The organism is Eubacterium aggregans (genome assembly GCF_900107815.1).
GTDB lineage: Bacteria > Bacillota > Clostridia > Eubacteriales > Eubacteriaceae > Eubacterium_O > Eubacterium_O aggregans.
The window spans coordinates 50,889-76,242 of record NZ_FNRK01000013.1 but is presented as its reverse complement, the minus strand read 5'-3'; the positions used below and the strand labels follow the sequence as shown (position 1 = coordinate 76,242).

Genomic DNA, 25,354 nt, shown 5'->3' with positions numbered 1-25,354 from the left:
TTATATCAAGCTTTATCAAAACGACGCATTTTTCTGCTACTATGACGCATAAAGTGCCAGTACAACTCGTTCCGCTTTGCTCCCTCGATTTTCATACTTCTGTTAGCTTACGCGCAAGTATAACTCCTTCCGCTTCGCTTCACTCGTTCACGGCTGCGCCGTGTGAAAATCGATGCATCAAGTTCCTTTTAAAAGCAAGCTTTTAACGGCCCTTGCTCCCTCGATTTTCATACTTCTGTTAGCTTACGCGCAAAAAAGACACCCGAAGGTGTCTCCTCTTTCATTGGTCTATTCCTTCCGGGTGATGCTCTGGAGGAATTCCTTGGTCCGTTCATTTCTGGGATGCTCGAAGATTTCCTCTGGCGGCCCTTCCTCCAGAATAATCCCGGAATCCATGAACAGCACCTTATTGGCCACCCGACGGGCAAAGCCCATTTCATGGGTGACCACAATCATGGTCATATGCTCTTCCGCCAATTCTTGCATGACGCCCAACACCTCACCGGTCAGCTCCGGGTCCAGGGCTGAGGTGGGCTCGTCAAAGAGCAGGATATCCGGATTCATCATGAGGGCCCGGGCAATGGCCACCCGCTGCTTTTCACCACCGGATAGGGTGGAGGGCATGGCGTCAATTTTCCCCTCCAGGCCCACCTTTCCCAAATATTGTTCGCAGCGTTCATCCATAACCCTGGCATTCTCCTTAGCCACCACTCGGGGTGCCAGCTCGAGGTTTTGCCTTACCGTTAGATGGGGGAAGAGATTAAAATGCTGGAAAACCATCCCCATTTTACCTATGATGCCCCGGATTTCCTGGGCAGAGGGGTATTGGCCATTCCGAACCAAATCCAGGCCTTCCATGGTGATGGTCCCGCCGTCAGCCTTCTCCAAGTCGATGAGACAGCGCAGCAGGGTGGATTTGCCAGAGCCGGAGGACCCAATAACGGCCACCACATCCCCCTTATTCACCTGGAAGGAAATATCCGTCAGGACCTGGTTATCTCCAAAGCATTTGGTTAAATTGCTTACTTTTATGATTTCTTCCATAATATGCTCCTAGAACGAATACTTTTTCTCAAGCTTTTTAAACACGAGGGTAATGACGAAGTTAATGACGAGATAAATGATGGCGGCCACCAGGAAGGCGGAGGTGTTCCCATCCCGATTGACAGCGGCTTTGGCGTAGTGGAGGATTTCTGAAACCCCGATGACGGTAACCAGCGCCGTATCCTTAAGGAGGGTAATGGTCTCATTGCTCACCGAAGGCAGACACACCCGGATCATCTGGGGGAGGACCACGGTACGCAGGGTCTGGCCTTTGGTCAGGCCTAAGACCTTGCAGGCTTCGTACTGACCCTTATCGATGGCCAGGAGCCCTCCTCTGAAGATTTCAGCAAAATAGGCGGCGTAGTTCAGGCCAAAGGCGATACAGGCGGCGACAAAACGGTCAAAGGTTAAAAGTGGACCAATTCCCGGAATGAGCGGCAGACCAAAGTAGACAAATAATAGCTGCAGCAGTAGTGGGGTTCCCCGAAGGATATAGATATAAACCTCCGCAAAAGCCCGAAGGGGTGAAAAACGGCTCCTGGCCATCAGGGTAAAGAAAAAACCCAGGGGGATGGATGCCACCAGAGTGATGGCAAAGATGGACAAGGTAACCCCTGCCCCTTCCAACATGGGACCCATCACTGAAATCAAATAATCCATAAAAATCTCCTACTCCTATTTGATAATAAGGGGAAGCCCTCGTCGAGCGCTGCCTCCCAGAACACTAAAAGGGCTTTGCTTTCGCAAAGCCCCCAATCGTATATTTGACTAAACTACTTGGTTCCGGTGTAAATGATATTTTCACCAAACCATTTTTCTGAAATTTTAGCGGCACTGCCGTCCGCGTTCATTTCATCCATGGCCTTCTGGATTTTATCCCTCAGCTCAGTGTTGCCCTTCTTAACCGCTACACCATACAGCTCGGGTGACAAGGTATCGCTTAAGATGGTAAAATCTGCATTTTCAGAGGAAATATAGTAACGGGCAACGACGGAGTCAACCACCACTGCCTGGATACGGCCAGATGCCAAATCCTGGAGTGCCGATACATTTTCATCAAATTCTACAGGCTTACCGCCGTCAATCTTTGTATTAATGGGGTTATCCATTAGTGCATCGTAGGCGGATGATCCCTTCTGAACGCCAACCTTTTTACCTTCTAAGGCTGCGATATTGGCAATATCTGAACCCTTCTGGACAACAACGACCTGATCGTTTTCCAGGTATGGATTGGTAAAGTCCATGGCGGCTTTTCGTTCGTCGGTGATGGTCAGCCCATTCCAGAGCGCATCGACCTTATCATTTTCAAGTTCCATTTCCTTGGTGTCCCAATTGACAACCTGCAGTTTGATTTCCATCCCCATTCGCTTGGCCACTTCTGTGGCTAAATCAATATCGAAACCAACGATATTGTTATCTTTGTCCCTAAAGCCCATAGGGGGGAAGGAATCATCTAAACCGATGACAAAAGTTTTATCATCATTGGTTGCCCCTTCTGAATTGGTGGATCCACCATTACTGCATCCTGCAAAGAAGGCCAAGGACAACAGGCCCAGGATTAGAACCATCAACAAACTCTTTCTCTTCATTTACACTACTCCTCTTGCACTTAATATAATTTTAAGCTTATTATACACTTCATTACATTAAAAGGGAAGAGTGTTTTCCCAAAGTTAAGCAAAAAAAGGAATCCCGGCATCATATTTTGGGGGGAAGACGCCGGGATTCTTGGAGAGAGGGGTAATATTATGATAGCCCATCAGGTTCTCGCTTCCTGATGAATAAACATCACTTGAAAATTTTCAGTTTGGGTGTGTAACAAACTGAAAAGTATTTCTTGATGCAAATAAAGTATACATCCTTATGTAAAAAAAGTCAAGAGTGAAAATACATGAAAGTTGTATTTTCTTGATTGAAATTAAGACATTTATAATCTTTGGTAAAAAAACAAGAAGCCCTTGTACCTTTAGGGGGGACGGTACAAAGGCTTCTTATTAAAGAGGGGTAATATTATGATTTACTTCTTTGATGTAGCTATAGTATACCCCCTTATGAAAATATTGTCAAACTGAAAATGTACTGTAATGTAATTTTTTCAGTATCTTTTAAGGCAGTTATTTTCATAAACCTTTAAGAAAACACGAACCCCCAAATGCTTTTTAGGGGGAGGCATTTGAGGGTTCGTAATGGAGAGGGGGGTAATATTATGATTGGTTGTTCATCAAGATTTCAAATGTGGGTGTGTGTCACATATATTGACTTCCTTGATGTGATTACAGTATAGCACCTCATGAAAAATAAGTCAATACTGAAAACCATATGTAATGTAATTTTTTCAGTGAAGCTTAAGGTTTCTTTTTCCACTTTTTCTTTCGTTCATTTTAGGGCATAAAAGAACCCCGAATGCCTTTAAGGGGGGATGCACTCGAGGTTCTATAATGGAGAGAGGGGGGGTAATATTATGATTTAGAACATCAATCAGTCAAAGATGGGTGTGTGTGTCATCTCTGAGTGATCTCCTTGATGTGATTACAGTATACAACCTGTTGTAAAAAAAGTCAATAGTGAAAATCATATGTAATGTAATTTTTTCACAGTAAACTATTTCAGCCTGATATTTTTTAATTTTCTTTTAAGTTAGGCGTCATCCGGGCTTTTTTATTTTGCCGGTCAATCTCCATGGCCACCCGTTTCCTCCTGACATCCTGGAGGCGCTGCTTCAGTTCTTCTTCCTCTGAATCTGCAATTTCAGTTTTCATACAATCCAGGGCTTTCTCAAATTTCTCAATTTGTGTCAGGAGGGCTTTTTTATTGCTCATAAAAAGCTCGGTCCACATTTCTGCATTAATCATGGCAATCCGGGTGAGATCACAAAAGCTCCCCCCCTCAAAATCAGAAATATGCCGATCTTCTTCACTATCGATGAGGGCACAGGCAATGACATGGCAAAGCTGGGAGGTGAAGGCGATTTTTTGATCATGGATTTCCGGGGTGGTCTCCACGATATTGGCAAAGCCTAAATCCCGGATGATGGCCTTTAGCCAGGTGATATTTTCAGGATGGTTTTTCTCCCGGGGGATGAGGATATAATTGCGCCCCTTAAATATCGTATCGTCGGCGCCGCCGTAGCCTTCCTTTTCGCTCCCGGCCATGGGATGGCCTAGGATGAAGTCCAAATCCGGGCGAATACAGGGAGAGAGTTCGTCAATTAAAACCTGCTTGACCCCGGTAATATCGGTGAGGACAGCTTTTTCTTTAAAATCCGCCATGTGGGTGATGATAAAATCCACGGTTTGCCTGGGGTATAAGCAGAAAATGACCAGATCCATATGGCTTAACATCTCTGCCACACCCTCAGCGGTGCTTTCTCCCCAATCGATCACCTTATCCTGGAGGGCCGTCTCCAACACCTCTTCATTGATGTCGAAGGCACCGATCCGGGCGGGACCTTGCTTACGCAGTCCCATGGCCAGGGCCCCTCCCATGAGGCCCAGACCGATGATGGCGATATTTTTTCCTGCTAGGTTTTTCATTTTATAATTGCTTCCCTTCAAATTCTGCGTATTTCTTCAGGGTGGTCATAATGCTGTCAAAGGCCTGGGGTGTAATGGCCTGATCCCCATCGCACAGGGCTTCCTCGGGGTTATTATGGACCTCAATCATGAGTCCATCGCCCCCGGCGGCAATGGTGGCTTTGGAGAGGGATTCAACGGCCCAGTTCAGGCCCGTGGCATGGCTGGGATCGATGATGACCGGCAGGTGGGTTTTTCGCTTCAACACCGGAATGCAGCTGATATCCAGGGTATTCCGGGTGGCGGTTTCAAAGGTCCGTATCCCCCGTTCACACAGCACAATTTGCTCATTGCCCCCGGCCATGATGTATTCCGCCGCCATAAGGAATTCCTTCATGGTGGCGGATAGTCCCCGTTTGAGGAGGACGGGCTTGCGCAGACGGCCCAGCTCCTTTAAAAGGGTAAAATTTTGCATATTCCGGGCCCCCACCTGGATCATGTCCACGTCCTCAAAGAGGGGAATCTGGGATAAATCCATGATTTCCGTCACAATGGGAAGGCCCGTGACGGCCCGGGCCTTGAGTAACAAGCTAAGGCCATTGGGACCCATGCCCTGGAAGGCGTAGGGAGAGGTCCGGGGCTTAAAGGCGCCCCCCCGCAGCATCTTGGCTCCAGAAGCTTTAATGGCCTTGGCGATTTCAACCACCTGTTCCTCACTTTCCACGGAGCAGGGCCCGGCAATGACCGTGACGTGACCCTCCCCGATGGGTACCCCGGACACATCCACAATGGTGTCCTCGGGATGGAAGGCTCGGTTGGCTTTTTTATAGGGCTCCTGGACCCGGAGGACCTTTTCAACAATGGCATTGGAACGCAGTTTATGCATATCCACCATCTGAGTTTCCCCCACCAGCCCCAGGACTGTGGTTTCTTCTCCCTTAATGTCGTGGATGCGGACCCCCAGCTCTAAAAGAGCCTGGGTAAGGCGCTCAATTTCAGATGCCGGTGACTGGGGTTTTAAGACGATAATCATGATGGTTTCTCCTTTTCTTCTCTAGACTTCTTTATCCTCAATAGCGGCGTATTTCCGCACAACCTCCATGATCTGACCAAATTGTTCTGGGAGCAGGGCCTGATCCCCATCGCACAGGGCCTCCTCAGGATTGTTGTGAACCTCGATCATCAGCCCGTCTGCCCCGGCGGCCACCGCTGCCTTGGACATGGATTCCACCATCCAGCTCACACCGGTGGCGTGGCTGGGATCGATGAGGATGGGGAGGTGGGTCTTACGCTTTAGCATGGGGATGCAGCTTAAGTCCAGGGTGTTCCGGGTGGCGGTTTCAAAGGTCCGAATTCCCCGCTCACAGAGGATGACCTCTTCATTACCCCCAGCCATGATGTACTCTGCTGCCATGAGGAATTCCTTCATGGTGGCTGATAGGCCTCGTTTTAAGAGGATGGGCTTTTGCAGCCGGCCCAATTCCTTCAGGAGGGTAAAGTTCTGCATATTCCGGGCACCCACCTGGATGAGATCCACCTCTTCAAAGAGGGGAATCTGGGAAAGATCCATGATTTCTGTGACAATGGGCAGACCCGTTTCTTTTTTGGCGATAAGCAGCAGCTCCAACCCCGTGGGTCCCATGCCCTGGAAGGCGTAAGGAGAAGTCCGGGGCTTGAAGGCCCCACCCCTTAGCATCTTAGCCCCTGCAGCCTTAACGGCTTTGGCAATATCTACAATCTGTTCTTCACTTTCCACGGAGCAGGGCCCGGCAATGGCGGTGATATGCCCCTCACCCACGGGTACCCCGGATACATCCACAATGGTATCCTGGGGATGGAAGGCTCGGTTGGCCTTCTTGTAGGGCTCCTGGACCCTCAGGACCTTTTCGACGATGGCGTTGGAGCGCAGCTTGTGCATATCCACCATCTGGGTTTCCCCCACTAGCCCTAAAATCGTTGTGTTTTCTCCCTTAGAATAATGGATCTTAATGCCCAGGGATTCTATTTTTTCTTCAAGCTTCTTAACCTCAGCTTCTGGTACGCCTTGTTTAATAACGACAATCATGGTATTTCCTCCATTTTCTTGAATAATTATACGCCTTTAAAATAAACGAAGGCCCGTAGGCATAACGCCTACGGGCCTTCCCAGTATCCAATCATCATGGGTGGCGGTTCCTTACCACCCTTCTAATTGCTCTGAAATGAATCCGCAGGCAGGTACGCAAAATAGCCAGCGCTATAGTAATAGCCCCAGCTAAAGCCAAAATATGCCTTTGTATTCATTTCACGAATTTTCATGACATTGGTTTCCCTTCAAAATTTAATTTATTTTCATTATAAACCTGTATTTTTTCAGTGTCAATGCATTTTTCATTTTTTTCAGAAGCCCTTTATCAAAAGGTAATGAAGCTCCGGTAAAGCCCTTCTAAAAAGCGGTCCGTCATCCCGGCAAGGTAATCCACAATGGCCCGCTTATAGGCCAAGGGATCAGTCTCCAACGCATAGACCACCTTGTTTTGATACCGCTCTCCCCTCGGTCCATCCCAATATTTTGATAACCAGCCTGAAAATTCTGCGGTTAATCGGGGGTATTGGCGGGCATAGCGGGCCTGGTTTGTGTCATAATCCTCGCACCAGCCGGACAACACCCGATACACGGTGCGGATGACGGTATCCCCGTATTCGCTGTAGGATTTGAGCATGGGGTTATAGTAAATTGTCTCCCGATTAAGATGAAGCACCGCATCCATCACTGCGTAACCGTCATCAGAAAAACGGATGCCCACCTCTGGTGAGCTGTGAGAGCACAGGTCCGTGACGAGTAAATGGATGATATTGGCATTGTTAATCCCCGCGGCATCCTCCCCGCAGGCCTTGGCATAGCGGATGACAATATCCGTCAGTTTTGCATGGGCGTCCGCATCCATCCGTCCCAGGATGACCGCATCGTCAATGTCCCGGCCGAGATAGGAGATATTATCTGCCAGCTTAATGATACACCCCTCCCAGGTAAAGGGCTCGTACTGCCCCGGCACCTTAAAGGCCGATAAATCCAGGGCATCCTCTCTGGGGACAAGGGCCCGGCCCATAATATCCCCACTGTGGGCAATAATGCCATCCCGTACGGCATAGGTGAGGTCCAGATTGTGGAAGCAGGCATCCGGTCCCTCTAAAAGCTCCAGGGAATCCACACAGCGCAGGCCGTTCATACCATGCCAAAAGGGGATTTCCCCTCCCTGGGGGATAATCCCCTCTTCCTTTATAATGGCGGCAATGGTACGCTCCCCATCGTGACCAAAGGGGGTGTGCCCCAAATCATGGCCGATGGCGATGGCTTCGGCCAGCTCCCCGTTAAGCCCCAGAAATTCCGTGATAATCCGGCTGATGGAGGCCACGTAGTGGACATGGTCAATCCGGGTGCTGACGTGGTCGTGCTCCGGGGAGAAAAAAACCTGGGTCTTGTACTTCAGACGGCGATAGGCCATGGAGTGAAGGATCCGGGTGTAATCTCGTCCAAAGGGTGTTCGGATATCAGTCTTTCGGCTATATAGGGATTCTCCACGCATGGTTGCCTGGGTCCATTTTTCACTTTGGGGCGTCGTGGCCATCCCCTCAAAGCATTTCCTGTTGGTCTCTTTTAGCATCCTTTTTTCCTCCCGATGGGTCTTGATATTATCATATCATAGTCCGCAAACCTTCGCTTTAAAAATCACCGTTTTATTGACAATCCAGGGGCCGAGTGGTATATTTCATATTATATTCATCCGAATAATCGGTATTAAAAATACCGCTTAAACGAAAGGCACCGAAATTATGATTATTGATGATTTAACGACACTCATTGGCCATACACCCCTCCTTCGCTTAAACCATATTATAAAGCGGGAAGACCTAAAGGCGGACCTTCTGGCTAAGCTGGAGTCTTTTAACCCCGGGGGCAGCGTCAAGGACCGGGTAGCCCTCTCCATGATTGATGATGCCGAGGCCAAGGGGCTGTTAAAACCGGGGGGCACCATTATCGAGCCCACCAGCGGCAACACCGGCATTGGCCTGGCCATGGTGTGTGCCCTCCGGGGGTACCACCTGATTCTCACCATGCCGGAGACCATGAGCCCGGAGCGCAAGGCCCTCCTCATGGCCTACGGTGCGGAAATTGTCCTTACCAATGGTTCCGCCGCCATGGGTGGCGCCATTGCCAAGGCCGAAGAGCTGCGGGATGCCATTGCCGGAGCCATTCTTCTAGGCCAATTCGACAACCCCGCCAATGTGGCGGCCCATCATGAAACCACCGCCCGGGAGCTATGGTCGGACACCCAGGGCAACATGGATTACTTTGTCGCTGGAGTTGGCAGCGGTGGGACCATCCAGGGGGTCGGCGAGGTGCTAAAGGAAAAGAATCCGGAGATTCGCATCGTTGCGGTGGAGCCGGAAAATTCCCCGGTCCTCTCCGGGGGACCAGCGGGGCCCCATAACCTCCAGGGTCTGGGGGCCAATTTCATTCCCAGTGTCCTCAATGTGGAAATCATCGATGAAATCCTCCCGGTTTCTGACCAGGCCGCCTACAATGCCTCCCGAATGCTTGCCCGGTGCGAGGGCCTGCTCTCCGGCATTTCTGCCGGGGCCGCCCTGGAGGGGGCCCTTATCCTGGCCCGCCGCCCCGAAAATGCAGGCAAAACCATTGTCCTGCTCCTCCCCGATACCGGGGAACGCTATCTCTCCACCCCCTTGTTTCAATAGCGTAACCACGGATTTCCGCCACCCCACCACTGCACTTGCCCTTCTAATTCAAATAAATAAACGAGGTAAAAACGATGCCCATTAAAATACCCGATAACCTCCCTGCCTTTACCACCCTAGAGAATGAAAATATCTTTGTGATGGCCAAAGGCCGGGCGGACACCCAGGATATCCGCCCCCTGCGGGTGGCCATCATGAACCTGATGCCCACCAAGATTGCCACAGAGACCCAGCTCCTGCGCCTCATTGGTAACACTCCCCTCCAGGTGGATATCACCCTCCTGCAATCCGAAACCCACGACTGTAAAAACACGGACCTTGCCCATCTGGATACCTTTTATAAAACCTGGGCAGAGGTACGAAACCAGTACTTTGACGGTTTGATCATCACCGGTGCCCCCATTGAATCCCTTCCCTTTGAAGAGGTGGATTATTGGGATGAGCTGGTGGACATTATGGATTGGAGCCTGACCCATGTCTTCTCCACCTGGCACATTTGCTGGGGAGCCCAGGCGGCCCTCTACCACCACTACGGGGTTCCGAAGTACGATCTCAAGGAAAAATTATTCGGGGTCTTCCCCCATCATATTGAGCCGGATTATTGTCCGCTGTTCCGGGGCTTTGATGATACCTTCTACGTTCCCCACTCCCGGCACTCCGAAGTTCGGGCCGAGGATATTGAAAAGGTGCCTGAGCTGATGCTGGAGGCGATTTCCGAGGATGCTGGGGTGTACATCGCCTCGGCCATGAAGGGCCGCCAATTCTTTGTGACGGGTCACAGTGAGTATGATGCGAATACCCTTAAGCAGGAATACGACCGGGATATTGCCGCGGGCAAGCCCATTACGGTCCCCTCCAATTACTATCCCAATGACGATCCCACCCAGACCCCCATGGTCCGCTGGCGGGGACACGCCAATTTGCTCTATCAGAACTGGCTGAATTACTACGTCTATCAGGCAACCCCCTTCAATCTGGATAACCATCCTGATTTTACTCATCTTACATCACGCTAAAGCACTGAAAGGATTCTCACACCATGAATGACAAAACTAAAAAACTCGTTTACGCGGCCCTTTTTATCGCCCTCGCCTTTGTTGGCGCCAATATTAAAATTATGGGCTCCATCGCCTTTGATGCCCTGCCGGCTTTTTTGGCCACCCTCATTTTGGGTTGGGGCTGGGGAGCGGTCATTGCTGCCATCGCCCATCTCCTCACCGCCGCCCTTTCTGGATTCCCCTTTACCCTGCCGGCCCATATCATCACAGCCATCATGATGTCTGTGACCATGATTGCCTTTTACTTTACCATTAAAGGCTGCCTCTTTAAAAAGCTGAACCCCGTCCTTGCCTACGGCTTGGGCTGTGTGGTGGCGGTTATGGTTAATGTGCCCATCGCCCTGCTGGCCGTAGCCCCTGTTTTTACCCTGCCCGTGGCCATCAGCCTCATTCCGGCACTGCTCCCTGCTGCCATCCTCAATGTCCTGCTGGCCGTCATCATCTACAATCTCCTTCCGGCACGCTTCCAGCCCCTGCCGGCCATCCCCCACAAAAGCCATGGCCATCAGTAAGTACCGGGACTTAACCCTTGCCCCAGTCCCCGGGGGCACCGTGGTGGTGGCTGCCGATAGCTGTGGCAGCACCGGTGAGAAACCGGGGGATTTTCTGAAATGTCCCCCCTACCACTGCGGTCGGGTGTCGGCACGGGTGGTCCTCTTTGAGCTTCTGTCCATTGGCGCGGAGGTCCTGATTCTGGCCGATGGCATCTGCTCGGAAATGTCCCCCACCGGTGAAGCCATTATTCATGGCTTTTCCGATGAGCTAAAGCTGGCGGGTCTTTCCCCGGACTGCCTCACAGGCTCCACCGAGGAGAATTTTCCCACCGCCATGACCGGAGTGGGCACCGCCGCCGTGGGATACCTCCCCGGTGCCTTTATCCCACCATCCTGTCAGGCTGGGGATATTATCCTCTGTATTGGCACCCCCTTGGTCGGGATAGATTTTCTGCACAATACCGATCTGCCCATCGCTACCTATGCCCATTTGCAGGCGTTAAAGGCGAATTCCATGGTCCGGGAAGTCATTCCCGTGGGCTCTAAGGGGATTGCCTATGAAGCCCGCACCGCCGCTAAACTCCACGGCCTATCCGCCCAACTTGAAACCCAGTGCGCCTTGGATCTGAGACAATCCGGCGGGCCCTCCAGCTGTGTGTTGGCCGTGGCCTCACCCGATGCCCTCCCTCATCTAAGGGAACAGTTTCCGACGACCCTTGTGGGGTGCTTTCAGGCCTAATCCTAAAAAGGTTTTACAATTAAGCATCTAAGGAATACTCATCCCCGCCATCCTGTTTTTTCCAGATCCTGGCAAAGAGATAGGTGGCTGCTACCGCGATGATGGACCCAATAATATTTCCAAGAATCCGTAACCAAATGGCACTCTCCGTGGGCATGATCAGGGTAGCGGTCACCAGGGCAGAGAAAGAATTATAAATGGTCTTAATAAAATAAGAATTAATGAACATGGACATAAAGCCCGCCATCAAAACAACCGTGGATTGGTAGCTTTCTGGAATCAGATATCCAAAGAGCGTAAAGAACAGCAAGCAGCCCAGAAGCGTCGCTGGAACCCGCAGCCATTGCCGTTTATGGACCTCATCCTCCAGGGGTGTCAGCAAGGAAACCACGGAAAGGGCCATCCACATAGTCTTCGGGAAGCCCATGGCCTCTCCTAAGAAAAGAGTCAGTACCAGAGTAACCCCCAGGGTAGTGGCCCATCGGGCCTGCCCTTCCTTCAAGGAAAAGGGCGCCCACATTTCCCGGAAGGGATGCCGGGAGCCCTGACTGCGATTTAAGACAAAATGAACCAGTCCGATGGCCGTCCCAATTATAATTAGGCTGAGCATTCGAAGTTCAGCGCTATGCCCGGAAACCGGGTATCCGACAAACATGACGTATCCCATGAAAAAGGGGAGGTATAGGCTGTGGCTTACATCATATCGCACCAATGCCAACATCCATACCATGGCGATGATATGGCATAGAAGCCCCCACCATAATCCAGCTCCCGCCAGCAGTGCCAATCCCCCAATCCCTATAAAGGTAATGGCGATCAGTCCCCCTGAAACCGCCGATGAATACCCAAAATCTGCCTTCATAAGCATCAACAAACCCATCAGAAGGATTACCCCGACAATACTGTTCTCCTGACCAAAAAAATGACTATAGCCACTGATAAAAATAACACAAAAAATAAAAACCGGTAGTTTAGTCATCACCACTTTGGCGTAGTCTTTCCAGCTTTTCTTTCGCTCTTTCACTGAAACCTCCTTTTCTATCATCCAAAATATTTTAGCTTTATCTTTATCTTTAAAGGTAATATCATACCGACTCTTTTTTTAATTTGTCAAGGAAATGACCAATAATCTCTTGAATCGACTTTTATTTCAATCATTAGAAAAGGATTTACATGAAATATTGAAAAAATTTCAGCTTAATTGTCACTTTTACATCATTTCCTTGAATTATTACCCTCCTTAGGCTATAATTTACTTACCAAAAACCTTAGGAGGTATCAGTTCAATGTTAGTATCCGCAAAAGAAATGTTGACAAAGGCCAAGGCTGGCCATTATGGTGTCGCTCAAATTAATATTAATAACCTGGAATGGACAAAGGCTGCCCTGACCGCTGCCCAGGAAATGAACTCCCCCATCATCCTCGGTGTATCGGAAGGTGCCGGCAAATATATGTGTGGCTTTAAAACGGTGGCCGATATGACCAAAGCTATGATTGATGGTTTAAACATTACCGTTCCGGTTGCTCTGCACTTAGACCACGGTTCCTACGAAGCTGCGAAGGCTTGTATCGAAGCCGGCTTCTCTTCCGTTATGTTCGATGGCTCCAGCCTTCCTATTGAAGAAAACATCGAAAAGACCAAGGAACTCATCGCCCTGTGCGCTGAAAAAGGAATTTCCCTGGAAGCCGAAGTTGGCTCCATCGGTGGTGAAGAAGATGGCGTCATTGGCGCCGGCGAATTTGCCGATCCCATGGAATGTAAGGAAATTGCCGATTTAGGGGTAACCATGCTGGCTGCCGGTATTGGCAATATCCACGGGAAATATCCTAAAAACTGGGCAGGCCTGAACTTTGACGTCCTGGCTAAAATCCAGGAACAGACCGGTGATATGCCCTTAGTCCTCCACGGCGGTACCGGTATCCCCGACGCCATGGTGAAGGAAGCGATTGGCTTAGGTGTGGCTAAAATCAATGTGAACACCGAATGTCAGTTAGTTTTTGCTGACGCTACCCGGAAATACATTGATGCCGGTAAAGACTTAGAAGGTAAGGGCTTTGACCCCCGGAAGCTTTTAGCACCCGGTACCCAGGCTGTTATCGATCTGGTTAAAGAAAAAATGGAAATGTTTGGCTCCGTCGACAAGGCGTGAGGCTGATTGGATTCATGAAAAGAGGGACTGCCACACCAAACGGTGTGCAGTCCCTCTTTCTTTATTCTTCCACTAAAAATCCCGATAAGAAGGCTCCGGTTGGCTTTCCCATTTACTGGGCCAAGGCCTTAATCTTCTTGTAAACCGGCAGATCCGTGTACAGCTCTCCAAGGTAGGGATTGCGACGGGTCTTGATGATCTTGTAGACCATATAGCCAAAGACAGCGATATTGGCCAGCAGCGCCAACAAGCTCATGATGAAAAGGGCTGTAGTGGGCGGTGCAGCTGAGGCAATTTGATAAACTCCAGGGGCCACCAGGGCAGTGTAGCCATCGGGTGCCAGCATCCCTTGGGCAATGGCGCCCTTTGCAATGGCATAGCTGGAGGAGGAGTGCACCATAAAGGCACTGGCATCCTGGAAGGCCGGTACAGTCTGGGCAAACATACACCACATGGCCAGAGTTTGGGCACGATGCTGGAGCCAAGCCCCCTTGCCCAGGGTAAAGGCACACAGGGTCGGAGCCAGCAGCAGGGCCAGGCCACAGTACCAGGCGTGGGTTGGCAGGCAATTATAAGTATAAGCAAAATTCCACAAATCATAGGCCACAATCCAAAACCACAGCATATCCGGCCACAACATATCCCGGCTGTGATCCTTCTTGGTAACGGCACGGATACAAATCCCGAACCACCCGGTGATGGTAATGATGTTTAAAATTCCGGCAATACCGTTCATCACATTCCAGGGGCCGCCGATATAATACTGGATCTGGTTATTCATAAACTCCATGACCGGCACCGTATAATGGCCGATTTCAAAATCCCGGGCTACGGCCTCGCAGATATTGACGGCTAAAATAAGGGGCGGGAAGCACAGGGCAATCTTGCTTTTATCCCAGCCCTTGATAAACCGGATGCACCAGAAACCAATACAGCCGGCTGTGGAGGAGTATACCTTGGCTAAGTGGAACCAGTCCATGTAGGCCGTATCCTTAAACACCGTCAGCCAGCTGATGGTTAAAATAATGGGGAGGATGACAAAAGCGGTAAAGCCCACCCATTTAAAACGGCGGGTGACTTCATTGAGACCGAAGAGTGCCCCAAAGACGCAAAGCCACACCAGGATGACGAGGGCCACCGGCACCCCTTCATAAAAAACAAACACAAAAATCCCTTCTTTCTATTGTTTCTCAGTCAATCACTCGGTGTCGATCACCCGGATTTCCTTAATGAGCAAATCATTGCCGGAAATCATCTCCGAGTCCTTTTCACCACAAACCGGGCAGTGGAAATCCTCCGCCACGGCATTGTAGATGGTGCCGCACCCCCGGCATTCTACCAGGCCGGGGATGATTTCCAAAATCAAATTGGTTTCCTCCATGCTGGTCTTATACCGAGCGGCGGGCCAGCATTCTTCCAGATAGCGGGGGACGATGCCCGAAAGCTCCCCCACCTCTACCACGATTTCCGCCACCCCGGCGACACCCTCCTCAGAGGCGAGGGTGTCCTCGATGGTGTGGATCATGGCGTTTAATATTCCAAGCTCATGCATGGCTATTTCCGGGTGAAGTGCTTAACGGCGGCTTCTGCAAATTTTGCCCCGGTTTCCACGGATTTTCCGGCAATCTTACTCCCCCGAACCACCGCATTGGCGGCAATCTTCATGGGGAGCTTTTCATACACATCGGGCTTGGAATCCCCGGTGCGCACCAAATGGATGGCATCAAAGGCGCACTTGGTGGTACACATCCCGCAGCCCACGCACATATAGTCGTCCACCTGGACGGCACCACAGCCCAGGCAGCGTTCGGTTTCTGCCTTTAACTGCTCCTCGGTGAAGGTCAGGCGATCATCCTTAAAGGTCCCCCGATTTTCCTCCGCCACCCCAGGGCGCTGACGCGGCGTGCTGTCAAAGCTCCCGATTTCAATGGCCACACCATCCTTGTCAAAGGCGTGGTATTCCCGGCGATCCCGCCCATACACCAAGTTTTGACCAGGCTGGACAAAACGATGGATGGAGATGGCGCCTTCCTTCCCGGCGGCAATGGCATTGATGGCGAACTGAGGTCCGGTATAACAATCTCCGCCTACAAAGACATCTGGCTGGGCGGTTTGATAGGTGAAGTCATCTGCCTGGACAGTATTCCCCCGTCCCGTTTCCACGGTACTCCCCGCAAGGAGGCTCCCCCATTCGATGGATTGACCTACAGATACTAAAACTGTGTCCGCATCCACCACAAGGGTATCTGCTGCATCGTACTGGGGTACAAAGTGCCCTTCGGCGTCAAAGACCTGAATACAGCGCATGAATTCCACGCCGACAACAGCCCCATCTTCGGTCAGAATGGATTTTGGCCCCCAGCCATTGTTAAAGGCCACGGCATCAGCTTTGGCCTCATGGATTTCCTCATCCAGAGCCGGCATTTCCTCCGGACTTTCCAGACAGAAAAGCTGGACCGAATCCACGGATTCCCGGGTGGCCGTCCGGGCCACATCAATGGCCACATTGCCCCCGCCGATGACCACTACCTTACCGCTGATTTCAGGCTTCTGGCCCAGGGCCACCTGCCGCAGGAAATCTACCCCGGTCATCACACCCTGGGCATCCTCCCCGTCGATTCCAAGCTGCCGTCCACCCTGGGCGCCAATGGCCAGGTAAAAGGCTTCATAACCCTGGGCTCTCAAATCATCTAAGGTTATATCCTCACCCACATTGACCCCGGTTTTAAACTGGACCCCCAGCTGGCGCAGTACGTCGATTTCCGCATCCAGCACGTCCTTTTCCAGACGGAAGGCGGGAATGCCCATGGCCAACATCCCCCCGAGTTTTTCTTCCCGTTCAAAGACGGTCACCGCATAATCATCCAGGGCCAAGTAATAGGCACAGGCCAACCCCGCCGGTCCCCCACCAATAATGGCAATTTTATTTCCCAGGTGATACCGCTTCTTCGGCACAAAGCGTTTTTCAGTATCCAGCTCCTGGTCTGCGATAAATTTCTTGATTTCATCGATGGCGATGGGCTCGTCAATATTCCCCCGGGTACATTCATCCTCACAGCCATGGGGACAGATCCGGCCGCAAACCGCCGGGAAGGGGTTTTCTTTTTTAATGAGCTCCAGGGCTTCCATATAGCGCCCCTGGGCTGCCAGCTTGATATAGCCCTGAACGGCAATATGGGCCGGACAGGCCGTTTTACAGGGTGCCGTTCCTTCTGGAGCGACATCCTCCCGATTGGTGCGGTAATCCACATTCCAGTTCTTTTCACTCCAGGCATGATCCCTGGCGGTGGCGGCCGGCTTCTTCGGTACCACTGGCTTGGTGGCACACAGGCTATGACCCAGCTTTAAGGCATTGGTGGGGCAGTTTTCCACGCATTGGCCACAAGCTACACAGTCTAAGGGCTCCACCACCGCCGTATAATTGGAGCGGATGGCATCGGGTGTTTCAAAGTAAGTGGCCAGGCGCATGGAGAAGCAGGAGCAGCTGCAGCAATTACAAATGGCTGCGGATTCCCCCAGCTCTTCTGTGGCTGGCATTTCGTGCATTAAACCGTTATCCTCGGCAAATTTTAAAATTTCCTCGGCTTCCTCCCGGGAAATCTGGCGCCCCCGGCCGGTTTTAATATAGTACTCGGCTCCGGTCCCCATCTGGATACAGATATCCTTATCCAAATGGCCACAGCCATCCCCCATCACCTTCCGGGACTGGCGGCAAGAGCAGTCCGACACGCTGAAGGTGTCGTATTTATCCAAATAGTAGGACAGCTTTTCCCAGGGCTGCACCCCCGGATCATCCTTCACCGCATCCTCCACCGGAATGATGCGCATCATGGCCATCCCCTCTGGGAACATGGCAGCCATGGGGGCCAGACGCCTTCTGGTGTACTCCTCAAAGGCCCGGCCGATTTCGGGATGGGCTGCCAGCTGTTCCCGATTGTTTACCATCATCTCCAGCATCCCCGGAGCAAAGATATTCACAAAATACCGGGGCTTGCCATCGCTCCGATCTGTCCATACCTTAGCCACCCCAACCTGGGTGAGCTCATCTAAAATCCTCTGGGTGTCCTCGGGTGTCCTTTTGCATTTTTTAAGAATGTATTCAAAGGTCCGGGGCTTTCGAAGACCCATAACCAAGGCCACATCGGCCATCTCATCGGTGACGACTCCATCTAAAGCATAGTACTCTGGCTGATCCCCATCGATTTTATTCATGGCACCAGCTACGCCACCCACCATCTTCGCCAGCTTGACAATCTTCGGTCTCAATTCTGATTTTGCCATTTTTGACACTCCTCTCTTAACCAATTGGTCCACACATCCATCCCCTCCCCGGTTTTTGCGCTGACGGGGATAATAACCGCCCTGGGATTACGTTCTCTAATGGCCGCCACACAGGCTTCCATATCAAAATCGAAGTAGGGCAGCACATCGATTTTATTAATCAACACCACATCACAGACAGAAAACATCAGGGGATACTTCAGGGGCTTGTCATCCCCCTCGGGCACTGAGAGAATCATGACATTCTTTACCGCTCCGGTGTCAAACTCCGCCGGACACACCAAATTCCCCACATTTTCCAGAACCACCAAATCCAAACCATCACTCTCCAGGGCCTGTAAGCCCTGCTTTGTCATATCTGCATCCAGATGGCACATCCCACCGGTATGGAGCTGGACCACCTTGACCCCCAGGGCCTCCATGGTCCGGGCATCCACATCAGAATCGATGTCCGCCTCCATGATCCCCATGGATAAATCCCCCTTTAGAGCCTTTACCGTCCCCACCAGGGTCGTGGTCTTTCCCGACCCCGGGGAGGACATCAGATTGAGCAAAAAGATCCCCCGATCCTTTAAATCCTGTCGCAGTGCCTCTGCCTGCTTGTCATTGTTATCAAAGACGCTGCGTTTGACTTCGATCACGCGAAATGCATCCATATCCCTCACCTCGATATTGTTTATTCTTTAACGAAATAATACACCCCCCAGGCCGGTTCTGCCACGGTCAAAGGTTTCCAACTGTAACGTTTTACCCCATATGCGTTAAACTGGGTAAATGTATACAAAAAAACGACAGCATCTCAATGCTATCGTTTAATACTTGGGTGTCACCCCTCAAAACCATCTAAGGCCCGGGCGATATTTCCATGGATGGTAATCCACAGCTTATCAATGATTTTTTCCGGGTCAGCCTGCATACCGGTTTTTATCCAGTCCAGAATCAAGCCGACAAAGGCAAACTTGTAAAAATCCGCAACGAATTCCTGGTCCTCCCGGGGAATATTTCGCCCGGCAGATTGCTCCTCAACCACCCCCATAACCAGCTTATAATTCAGCTTATACAAATAATCAATAAGCTGATCGCGATTGATGGAATGGTAGGCGTTAATCACCAGCTGTCGATTTTCCGCTGCGTATTTTAACACCTGAAGGGCCCCCTGGCGCCAGGTTTCATAGGAACGCTTGCCATCTAAGGCTTCCTGAACTTCCCCCAGAAAGATCCAATCGATGAGATCGTAAATATCTTTAAAATGGTAGTAGAAGGTTTTCCGGTTGACCCCGCAGCACTCTGCCAAATCCACCACTGTGATTTTATCCAGGGGTTTCTCTGATAAAAGCTCCTTTAGAGCGGTGGCCATGGCTTTCTTTGTAATCTGGGACATCGCTTCACCCGGGGCTGCACCCCTTTCCTTCCATGTGAAATCTTGTCTTTATTATAGCATATTTTGGTGTGAAGCTCTAGGGATGCCCTGAATGCTTCAGCAATCCTTAGACTTTACCGAGATGCACCCCTTATCATCCCACAACGTCCGACTCCCCCAATACAATGCCCCAAATACCGACAAACATACCACGGTACAAATGGCAATGATCACCGCAATCTGATAGAGGATGGCCGTGGTGGGTAAAGTTCCGGAAAGAATTTGGCCCGTCATCATTCCAGGCAGAGAGATAATCCCCATCCCCACCATATTATTCAGGGTTGGCAGCAGGGCCGTTTCCAAGGCATTATTCACAAAGGGCATCAATATTTTTTTCGGGGCAACCCCTAGATTGGTTAAGACACGGATTCTCAGCGCATTATCCTCCAGGCCATCAAAAAAGGCCTTGAGCCCTAAATTCATCCCCGTCATGGCATTGCCAAAAATCATGCCTGAGATGGGAATGGCATATTGGGGATTAAAGAAATTCTCTCCAATCACTCCACAGAGAAAAAAGGCCAGAACCGAAATTCCCGATACCGCCATGGACAATAGAATAATCCCCTTAAACGCCCGGTTGAGAACGGGGCATTTTTTATAAACCCGTAGGGTTGCAAAAAGAATCATGGCCAGAATATAAGCCACGGTAAACAGTGGATGGGGATTTTTAAGCACATAGGTTAGAATCAGCCCCGCCAGCACCAGCTGGACCGTCATTCGCATACTCCCAATTAAAAGCAGCTTCGTCTGGTCGATGTGACTGCCCTTCATAACCGCCAGGACAACAAGGAGCAGCAGGTAAATCAGCAAAAATTGGAGGATATTAATCTGAACGATGCCACTATTTGCCATGGTGTCCCTCCGACTTGTCCCCCAGGGTAATGCACCCATCAGCGTAGGCCTCCGCCACTTTACGGTTATGGCTGACCACCAAAAGGGTCGTCCCCCGTTTCCGGCAATCGGTGGTAATGGCATCCATCAAAGCCATGGCGGTCTCTTCATCCAAGGCCGCAGTGGGTTCATCCAGCATCAAAACCTCCGGCTCAAAGGACAGAAAAATGGCCAGGAACACCCGATGCCGTTCGCCCCCGGACAGAGGCTCCGTATTCCAATCCAGGGTGTAGGGTGCCTGACACAGGGCCAAGTACCTCACCATAGCCTCCGGCGATGGTGGCTGCAAGCCACGATAACTGTAATACGTTGCCACATTTTCTGCAATGCTTCCCCCAAAGAGATAGGGCGTCTGATCCACCAGCAGTACCCGGCGACGCAGCGCCACCCCATCCATCTGGGCGATGTCCGCCCCCTCCAGGCGGATGACCCCCTTGGTTGGCTGGGCCGTTCCATTGATGAGACGCAGCAGCGTACTCTTCCCGCTGCCGCTTTTCCCCAGGATAAAGGTTGCCCTTCCCTTTGGAATTTGAATCAGGGGGTACTCAACGATTCCTCTAAATCCCACACCCTCCATTTCGATCATCATCCGTTCCTCCTCCCGCAACCGCGATGCCTCCCAGTCTGCTTCAAATGCCTATCTTCTTGCACAAAAAAGGGAATCCACCGATTCCCATCCTCTGTACTCCAATTAAGGTCGTGCAGCCTGGAAGACTGCCCGGGACTGCTTGGTCATTTTAACGATACGCGCCATAAAATCATCGATATCGGCCACTTCTTCCCGATTCATAATAAAATAATTGGCCAAAATCAGGGCAATGCGACAGGCTTCATACTGATCCTGTTTGTCCGCAATGGTATCAAAATCAGGCAAGGGCACCAGTCCTCCCACACGGCTGATAACCTGACAGCCCGTAAAGCCAACCATTTCGTGGAACCAATTAGCCAGGACAAATTCCCGATAATCATCGTAGCCTTTGTAGGTCACCCGGGCATCGGCATCCCAGCAGGCCCTATACACCTCAATATAGCTATTGAGAATTCCCCGCATCAGATCAAGGACATATTCCCGCATGGCCTCGCACTGGGCTGCGGGCCGATCCGGCATATAGAACCAGCGGATATATTCATACAATACACTCCCCATGAGATAGCCCATATCCGCAGATAATGGCCCCATATAGGTGTATTCCATATCGATAACCTTCATCTCATCTCCGCCTACCATAATATTGGAGGTATGGAGATCGCCGTGGACCAGACACTCACTTTTCTTCATATGGATATGGCGGAGTTTCAGCATCTCCGTACGAAAGGCCATGCTTTCCCAGGGTGCATCTCCCATGGCCAGGCGAATGGGGTCAGCATCGGGATTGTGATGAGGGTCCCGGTTCTCAAAGGCACTTTCGTCCTTTAAAAATAAGCCTGTTTCAAAAATCTTGCGCATATGGGGATTGATGAATTTGGCCTCCAACTCCTTATGGGTCTGGGGGTCCAGATAAACCTCTGATGTATAGAAATTATTCCGGGCGATGAAAGCCCCAATGTGCTCTGCCAATCCCGGAAAGGATTTCCCCTTCATCAGTTCAAAGCGCAGAATATTCAGATGTCCACAATCCTCACAAATATAGATATGGTTCACCAGATCGATATGATAAATCTGGGGGATGTACTCTGGTGTAATGGCATATTTTAGCCGCAGAATATCTGCCTCCAGGGCATTGCGGTCCGGCACAAAGGGACCTTCCCCCTCACCAAAAGCTTTATAGTAGGTCTTTGCCTGCTTAACGATGACCGAACGTCCCCCGGTTTGCCACACCCGATATAAAAAATTAATGAAGCCGTCGCCGTCCTCTTCCCCCTCACCAATTTCATACACCTTTAATTCCGCCTGTTCCGGAAAGAGGGTGGTTTGGGTTTTGATATAGTCGATGACGCTTTCTTTATTTAAGTCCTTAAACATCATTCACCTCTCGGTGGACATAGTTGTCCTCATTTAGTATAGCACCCTCATGTAACGGGTTAAAGGGAATTATTTTTACTTTATAGGGGATTTTTCGTGGTTATCCCTTTGATTTAAGCTATTTTTTTCCTTATTATGCTAAAGTAACGCATTACCATTAATCCAACCATAAGAGGAGATTCCCATTGAATACTAAAAAATTCTGGAAAATCATCATCGGCACTCTAATCCTGATGATGATTCCACTACTGGTTATTGCAAAATACGACCAGCCCTCAGCAGATGATTATATGTATGGCGCCGCCACCAACCAAGTCTGGCAATCCAGCCACTCTTTGCTGATGGTCCTAGCCACTGCCTGGAACACTATGGTGGATAAATGGTGGTCCTGGGATGGTAATTTTACCTCGACCTTTTTAGGGGCCCTTCAACCCCATATTTTCGGGCTTTATGGTATGGTAGCCGCCATGATTATCCTCAGCCTCGTCCTTTGCCTTATCATCCTGTCTTGGGAAATTATCGTCCATTATTTAGGGGGACCCCGCCATGTTGCCATCGTCGTTGCACTTCTTCTTTCCCTTCTTATGACACAATTCATGCCTTCTCCGGTTCAGGGCATGTACTGGTTTGATGGTGCCATTTCTTACACCTTTATCTACAGCCTTTGTCTGCTGGATTTAGCCCTGATCCTGAAGGCCTACCGCAGCCATGGCCTGGAAAAGGGAATTCTTACCTTTTCCGCCTTGCTTTTAAGCTTTTTCTGTGGCGGTGCCAATTTCGCCCTGGCCGTTACCTTCCTCCTACTTTTAGCCACAGCAACCTTTGTGCTATGGCGCTGGCCGGCCAGTCATTTCCAAGAAGTGCTTTTGGTTTTTCTGAGCAGTTTGGGCGGCTTTCTATTGGCTGCCGTTGCTCCTGGAAATAGTGTTCGACAGGCCGATGTTGCAAAGACACTCATCCAACAGGATACGGTCTTTTCTGCCATCGCCAAGTCTTTGGGCGCCGGTGGTTCCTATCTTATTGGCTTTTGGTCACTCCCTGTCCTCATCTGCTCTGGACTGATTGCCCTGGCCTTAGTGCCCCTTATCCGTCAAAAAAACTGGGCCTGCCCCCATCCCCTATGCCTGACTGGCCTTGGATTTTCCCTTTATTGTGCGGGTTATTCACCGGTTATTTACGGCTTAGGTCTCTCATCCCTCCACTGGGAGGGGCGTGTGCTGGACATTCAGTTTTTTAATGCGGTTTTCCTCGCTGCCGGTTTGCTGACCTACTGGGGTGGTTATGCCGTCCATCGTCTCGCCCGTTCAAAAAAGCCACGTTCTTTCAGCCTGGCTCTCCCCCATAAAAAAAAGGCCGCAGTGCTTTTAGGCGGTTTCGCCATAATCGTCACACTAATGGCCCACCCCAATGCGGCCAGTCTTTCTGCTGCCCAGTCCCTACTGGATGGTTCCGCCCGAGCCTACGCCTGGGAATCGGAAGACCGAATGGCCCTCTACACAAACAAAACATTGAGCGAGGTCTCTGTTTCAAAATTAACGGTAAAGCCTCACCTTCTTTACTATGACGATATTAAGGAGAATCAATGGGATTGGCGTAATATCGCCACAGCCCAATACTATGGTAAACGGTCCGTACGTCTTCAATAAAATACCCACTAAAAAACCAGCAGAAGATCTTCTCCTCCGCTGGTTTTTTAGTGGATTTCTCAGTTAATTCGTGCTTTCGGCCTGGCGGGTATACGTCTGTACCTCCCCAGTCACGCCATTGGTCAATGTCAGTTTAGCCTCTGTCACTGCGTAGGTCATGGTTGTTTCCTGACCGCCATAGGCTTGGGCATATTTTAGGGTAATGGTACTGTTTTCCTTATCCAGGGTGTAGGTTGCTGCATCTCCCTCCATAATCTTAAAAACACCATCAGACGTAAAGGTGACGGCAACACCGGTAGAGTCTTCCGTCCACTGACCGACAATACTGACTGCAGATCCGGAATCTCCCCCCTTTAGGCTATTCCCCAGCGCTGTAAAGCCAAATGCCCCACCGATGCAGACCACAATTAGGATCATGGCGGCAATGATTAGTTCCTTTTTCTTCACGCTTTTGTTACTCCTCTTAAATTTTATGATTTTTTTCCATTATAGCATACTCCTGTGACGGACGTGTGTTTTTTAACAGAAACTTGATGGGTTTTCCCTTGTTCTTTAAAGGGGTTGTGAGTATAATGGACTTATATTCCTTAATGGAGGTAAAATCAAACATGAATGAAAATCTAAAAGAGACCCTGCATGAAATTGAGGGCTTCATCTGTGATATGGACGGTGTCATCTACCATGGTAACCGACTGCTGCCAGGGGTCCCGGAATTTGTGGATTGGCTGTATCGGGAAGATAAGAATTTCCTCTTTCTGACCAATTCCAGTGACCGTTCCCCTGTTGAATTAAAGGAAAAATTGGCACGTTTGGGGCTGGATATTGATGAGAGCCATTTTTATACCAGTGCCCTGGCTACTGCCAAATTTTTAGCCAGCCAAGCCCCGGGATGTTCTGCTTATGTCATTGGACAACCTGGCCTCATTAATGCTCTATACGACGTGGGCATTACCATGAATGATGTTAACCCGGATTACGTAGTGGTTGGTGAAGGCCATAATTACAATTACGAAACGATTTTAAAGGCGGTAAACCTGGTGATGAAGGGAGCCAAACTCATCGGGACGAATCCCGATCTCACCGGTCCCATTGAGGATGGTATCGCACCGGCCTGTAAAGCCTTTACCGCCCCCATCGAGATTGCCACTGGGGTAGAGGCTTATTTCGTCGGTAAACCCAATCCTCTGATGGTGCGCACGGGAATTCGCCTTCTGGGCACCCACTCCGAAAAAGCGGCCATCATCGGAGACCGCATGGACACCGATATTATTTCTGGAATCGAATCCGGGATGCATACAATCTTAGTCCTTTCCGGAGTGACCAATATGGATAATATCAATCTCTATCCCTACCGACCTCAATTTATTTTAGAGGGTGTGGGAGATATCCCCCTTACACATAACAATTAGTGCCAATAAA

At 50.3% G+C, this 25,354-nt stretch carries 24 protein-coding genes; 7 read left to right on the top strand and 17 right to left on the bottom strand.

Annotated features, from left to right (window positions below; all coding sequences use genetic code 11):
• Nucleotides 1-288: 288 nt before the first annotated feature.
• From BLW33_RS08790 to BLW33_RS08760, 7 genes are all read right to left on the bottom strand, one after another.
• Nucleotides 289-1,044 (bottom strand): amino acid ABC transporter ATP-binding protein, encoded by a 756-nt coding sequence (locus BLW33_RS08790; RefSeq protein WP_090307748.1) that lies wholly within the window; start codon nucleotides 1,042-1,044, stop codon nucleotides 289-291.
• Between the two features lie 9 nt (nucleotides 1,045-1,053).
• A complete protein-coding gene (locus tag BLW33_RS08785) occupies nucleotides 1,054-1,704 on the bottom strand; it encodes an amino acid ABC transporter permease (RefSeq protein ID WP_176966683.1) in 651 nt (216 codons plus the stop codon).
• A 113-nt stretch (nucleotides 1,705-1,817) separates the two neighbouring features.
• Nucleotides 1,818-2,633, bottom strand: a complete 816-nt coding sequence (locus tag BLW33_RS08780; protein WP_090307744.1) for an amino acid ABC transporter substrate-binding protein — start codon at nucleotides 2,631-2,633, stop codon at nucleotides 1,818-1,820.
• A 1,032-nt stretch (nucleotides 2,634-3,665) separates the two neighbouring features.
• Nucleotides 3,666-4,577 (bottom strand): prephenate dehydrogenase, encoded by a 912-nt coding sequence (locus tag BLW33_RS08775; protein ID WP_090307743.1) that lies wholly within the window; start codon nucleotides 4,575-4,577, stop codon nucleotides 3,666-3,668.
• A gap of 1 nt (nucleotide 4,578) precedes the next feature.
• Complete coding sequence (gene aroF / locus BLW33_RS08770; RefSeq protein ID WP_090307741.1) at nucleotides 4,579-5,589, bottom strand: 3-deoxy-7-phosphoheptulonate synthase; 1,011 nt, start codon at nucleotides 5,587-5,589, stop codon at nucleotides 4,579-4,581.
• 21 nt (nucleotides 5,590-5,610) lie between these two features.
• On the bottom strand, nucleotides 5,611-6,621 hold the full coding sequence (gene aroF, locus BLW33_RS08765; protein WP_090307739.1) for a 3-deoxy-7-phosphoheptulonate synthase: 1,011 nt from the start codon (nucleotides 6,619-6,621) through the stop codon (nucleotides 5,611-5,613).
• A 328-nt stretch (nucleotides 6,622-6,949) separates the two neighbouring features.
• Nucleotides 6,950-8,200: a deoxyguanosinetriphosphate triphosphohydrolase family protein gene (locus BLW33_RS08760; RefSeq protein ID WP_207647818.1), complete on the bottom strand. Its 1,251-nt coding sequence runs from the start codon at nucleotides 8,198-8,200 to the stop codon at nucleotides 6,950-6,952.
• A 169-nt stretch (nucleotides 8,201-8,369) separates the two neighbouring features.
• Here BLW33_RS08760 and cysK point away from each other — a divergent pair, with 169 nt between their 5' ends.
• The 4 genes from cysK (at nucleotide 8,370) to BLW33_RS08740 (ending at nucleotide 11,584) form a co-directional block, all read left to right on the top strand.
• Nucleotides 8,370-9,293, top strand: a complete 924-nt coding sequence (gene cysK / locus BLW33_RS08755; RefSeq protein WP_090307736.1) for a cysteine synthase A — start codon at nucleotides 8,370-8,372, stop codon at nucleotides 9,291-9,293.
• Nucleotides 9,294-9,367: 74 nt separating this feature from the next.
• Complete coding sequence (gene metA, locus BLW33_RS08750; RefSeq protein WP_090307733.1) at nucleotides 9,368-10,309, top strand: homoserine O-acetyltransferase MetA; 942 nt, start codon at nucleotides 9,368-9,370, stop codon at nucleotides 10,307-10,309.
• Between the two features lie 23 nt (nucleotides 10,310-10,332).
• On the top strand, nucleotides 10,333-10,863 hold the full coding sequence (locus tag BLW33_RS08745) for an ECF transporter S component (protein ID WP_090307731.1): 531 nt from the start codon (nucleotides 10,333-10,335) through the stop codon (nucleotides 10,861-10,863).
• The gene (locus BLW33_RS08740) at nucleotides 10,850-11,584 is read left to right on the top strand and encodes a hypothetical protein (RefSeq protein WP_090307728.1); all 735 of its coding nucleotides are present in this window, start codon (nucleotides 10,850-10,852) and stop codon (nucleotides 11,582-11,584) included. Before BLW33_RS08745 ends, BLW33_RS08740 begins: the two co-directional genes overlap by 14 nt.
• A gap of 19 nt (nucleotides 11,585-11,603) precedes the next feature.
• Here the strand turns inward: BLW33_RS08740 and BLW33_RS08735 are convergent, their stop codons facing one another.
• Complete coding sequence (locus BLW33_RS08735) at nucleotides 11,604-12,608, bottom strand: FUSC family protein (protein ID WP_176966682.1); 1,005 nt, start codon at nucleotides 12,606-12,608, stop codon at nucleotides 11,604-11,606.
• 262 nt (nucleotides 12,609-12,870) lie between these two features.
• On the opposite strand from BLW33_RS08735, the gene fba reads away from it, so the two are divergent.
• A complete protein-coding gene (fba, locus tag BLW33_RS08730) occupies nucleotides 12,871-13,734 on the top strand; it encodes a class II fructose-1,6-bisphosphate aldolase (protein WP_090307722.1) in 864 nt (287 codons plus the stop codon).
• A gap of 112 nt (nucleotides 13,735-13,846) precedes the next feature.
• Here the strand turns inward: fba and BLW33_RS08725 are convergent, their stop codons facing one another.
• The 8 genes from BLW33_RS08725 to mtnK form a co-directional block, all read right to left on the bottom strand.
• Nucleotides 13,847-14,905, bottom strand: coding sequence for a DUF5692 family protein (locus BLW33_RS08725; RefSeq protein ID WP_341456154.1), 1,059 nt, complete (start codon nucleotides 14,903-14,905; stop codon nucleotides 13,847-13,849).
• Between the two features lie 27 nt (nucleotides 14,906-14,932).
• Complete coding sequence (locus BLW33_RS08720) at nucleotides 14,933-15,286, bottom strand: hydrogenase maturation nickel metallochaperone HypA (RefSeq protein WP_090307716.1); 354 nt, start codon at nucleotides 15,284-15,286, stop codon at nucleotides 14,933-14,935.
• A gap of 2 nt (nucleotides 15,287-15,288) precedes the next feature.
• Nucleotides 15,289-18,015 carry an FAD-dependent oxidoreductase gene (locus BLW33_RS08715; RefSeq protein WP_090307713.1) on the bottom strand — a complete coding sequence of 909 codons (2,727 nt, stop codon included), beginning with the start codon at nucleotides 18,013-18,015 and terminating at the stop codon, nucleotides 15,289-15,291.
• A complete protein-coding gene (hypB, locus tag BLW33_RS08710) occupies nucleotides 17,997-18,671 on the bottom strand; it encodes a hydrogenase nickel incorporation protein HypB (RefSeq protein ID WP_090307710.1) in 675 nt (224 codons plus the stop codon). Before hypB ends, BLW33_RS08715 begins: the two co-directional genes overlap by 19 nt.
• Before the next feature lie 170 nt (nucleotides 18,672-18,841).
• Nucleotides 18,842-19,396 (bottom strand): TetR/AcrR family transcriptional regulator, encoded by a 555-nt coding sequence (locus BLW33_RS08705; protein WP_090307708.1) that lies wholly within the window; start codon nucleotides 19,394-19,396, stop codon nucleotides 18,842-18,844.
• 96 nt (nucleotides 19,397-19,492) lie between these two features.
• On the bottom strand, nucleotides 19,493-20,287 hold the full coding sequence (locus BLW33_RS08700; protein WP_090307705.1) for an ABC transporter permease: 795 nt from the start codon (nucleotides 20,285-20,287) through the stop codon (nucleotides 19,493-19,495).
• Complete coding sequence (locus tag BLW33_RS08695) at nucleotides 20,277-20,915, bottom strand: ABC transporter ATP-binding protein (protein ID WP_090307704.1); 639 nt, start codon at nucleotides 20,913-20,915, stop codon at nucleotides 20,277-20,279. The genes BLW33_RS08700 and BLW33_RS08695 overlap by 11 nt, the downstream gene beginning before the upstream one ends.
• A gap of 102 nt (nucleotides 20,916-21,017) precedes the next feature.
• Complete coding sequence (mtnK, locus tag BLW33_RS08690; protein WP_090307701.1) at nucleotides 21,018-22,292, bottom strand: S-methyl-5-thioribose kinase; 1,275 nt, start codon at nucleotides 22,290-22,292, stop codon at nucleotides 21,018-21,020.
• A gap of 182 nt (nucleotides 22,293-22,474) precedes the next feature.
• Here mtnK and BLW33_RS08685 point away from each other — a divergent pair, with 182 nt between their 5' ends.
• Nucleotides 22,475-23,935, top strand: a complete 1,461-nt coding sequence (locus tag BLW33_RS08685) for a DUF6056 family protein (RefSeq protein ID WP_090307698.1) — start codon at nucleotides 22,475-22,477, stop codon at nucleotides 23,933-23,935.
• Between the two features lie 63 nt (nucleotides 23,936-23,998).
• Here the strand turns inward: BLW33_RS08685 and BLW33_RS08680 are convergent, their stop codons facing one another.
• Nucleotides 23,999-24,382: a hypothetical protein gene (locus tag BLW33_RS08680; protein ID WP_090307695.1), complete on the bottom strand. Its 384-nt coding sequence runs from the start codon at nucleotides 24,380-24,382 to the stop codon at nucleotides 23,999-24,001.
• A 161-nt stretch (nucleotides 24,383-24,543) separates the two neighbouring features.
• Here BLW33_RS08680 and BLW33_RS08675 point away from each other — a divergent pair, with 161 nt between their 5' ends.
• On the top strand, nucleotides 24,544-25,344 hold the full coding sequence (locus BLW33_RS08675; protein WP_090307693.1) for an HAD-IIA family hydrolase: 801 nt from the start codon (nucleotides 24,544-24,546) through the stop codon (nucleotides 25,342-25,344).
• The last annotated feature ends 10 nt before the right edge of the window (nucleotides 25,345-25,354 follow it).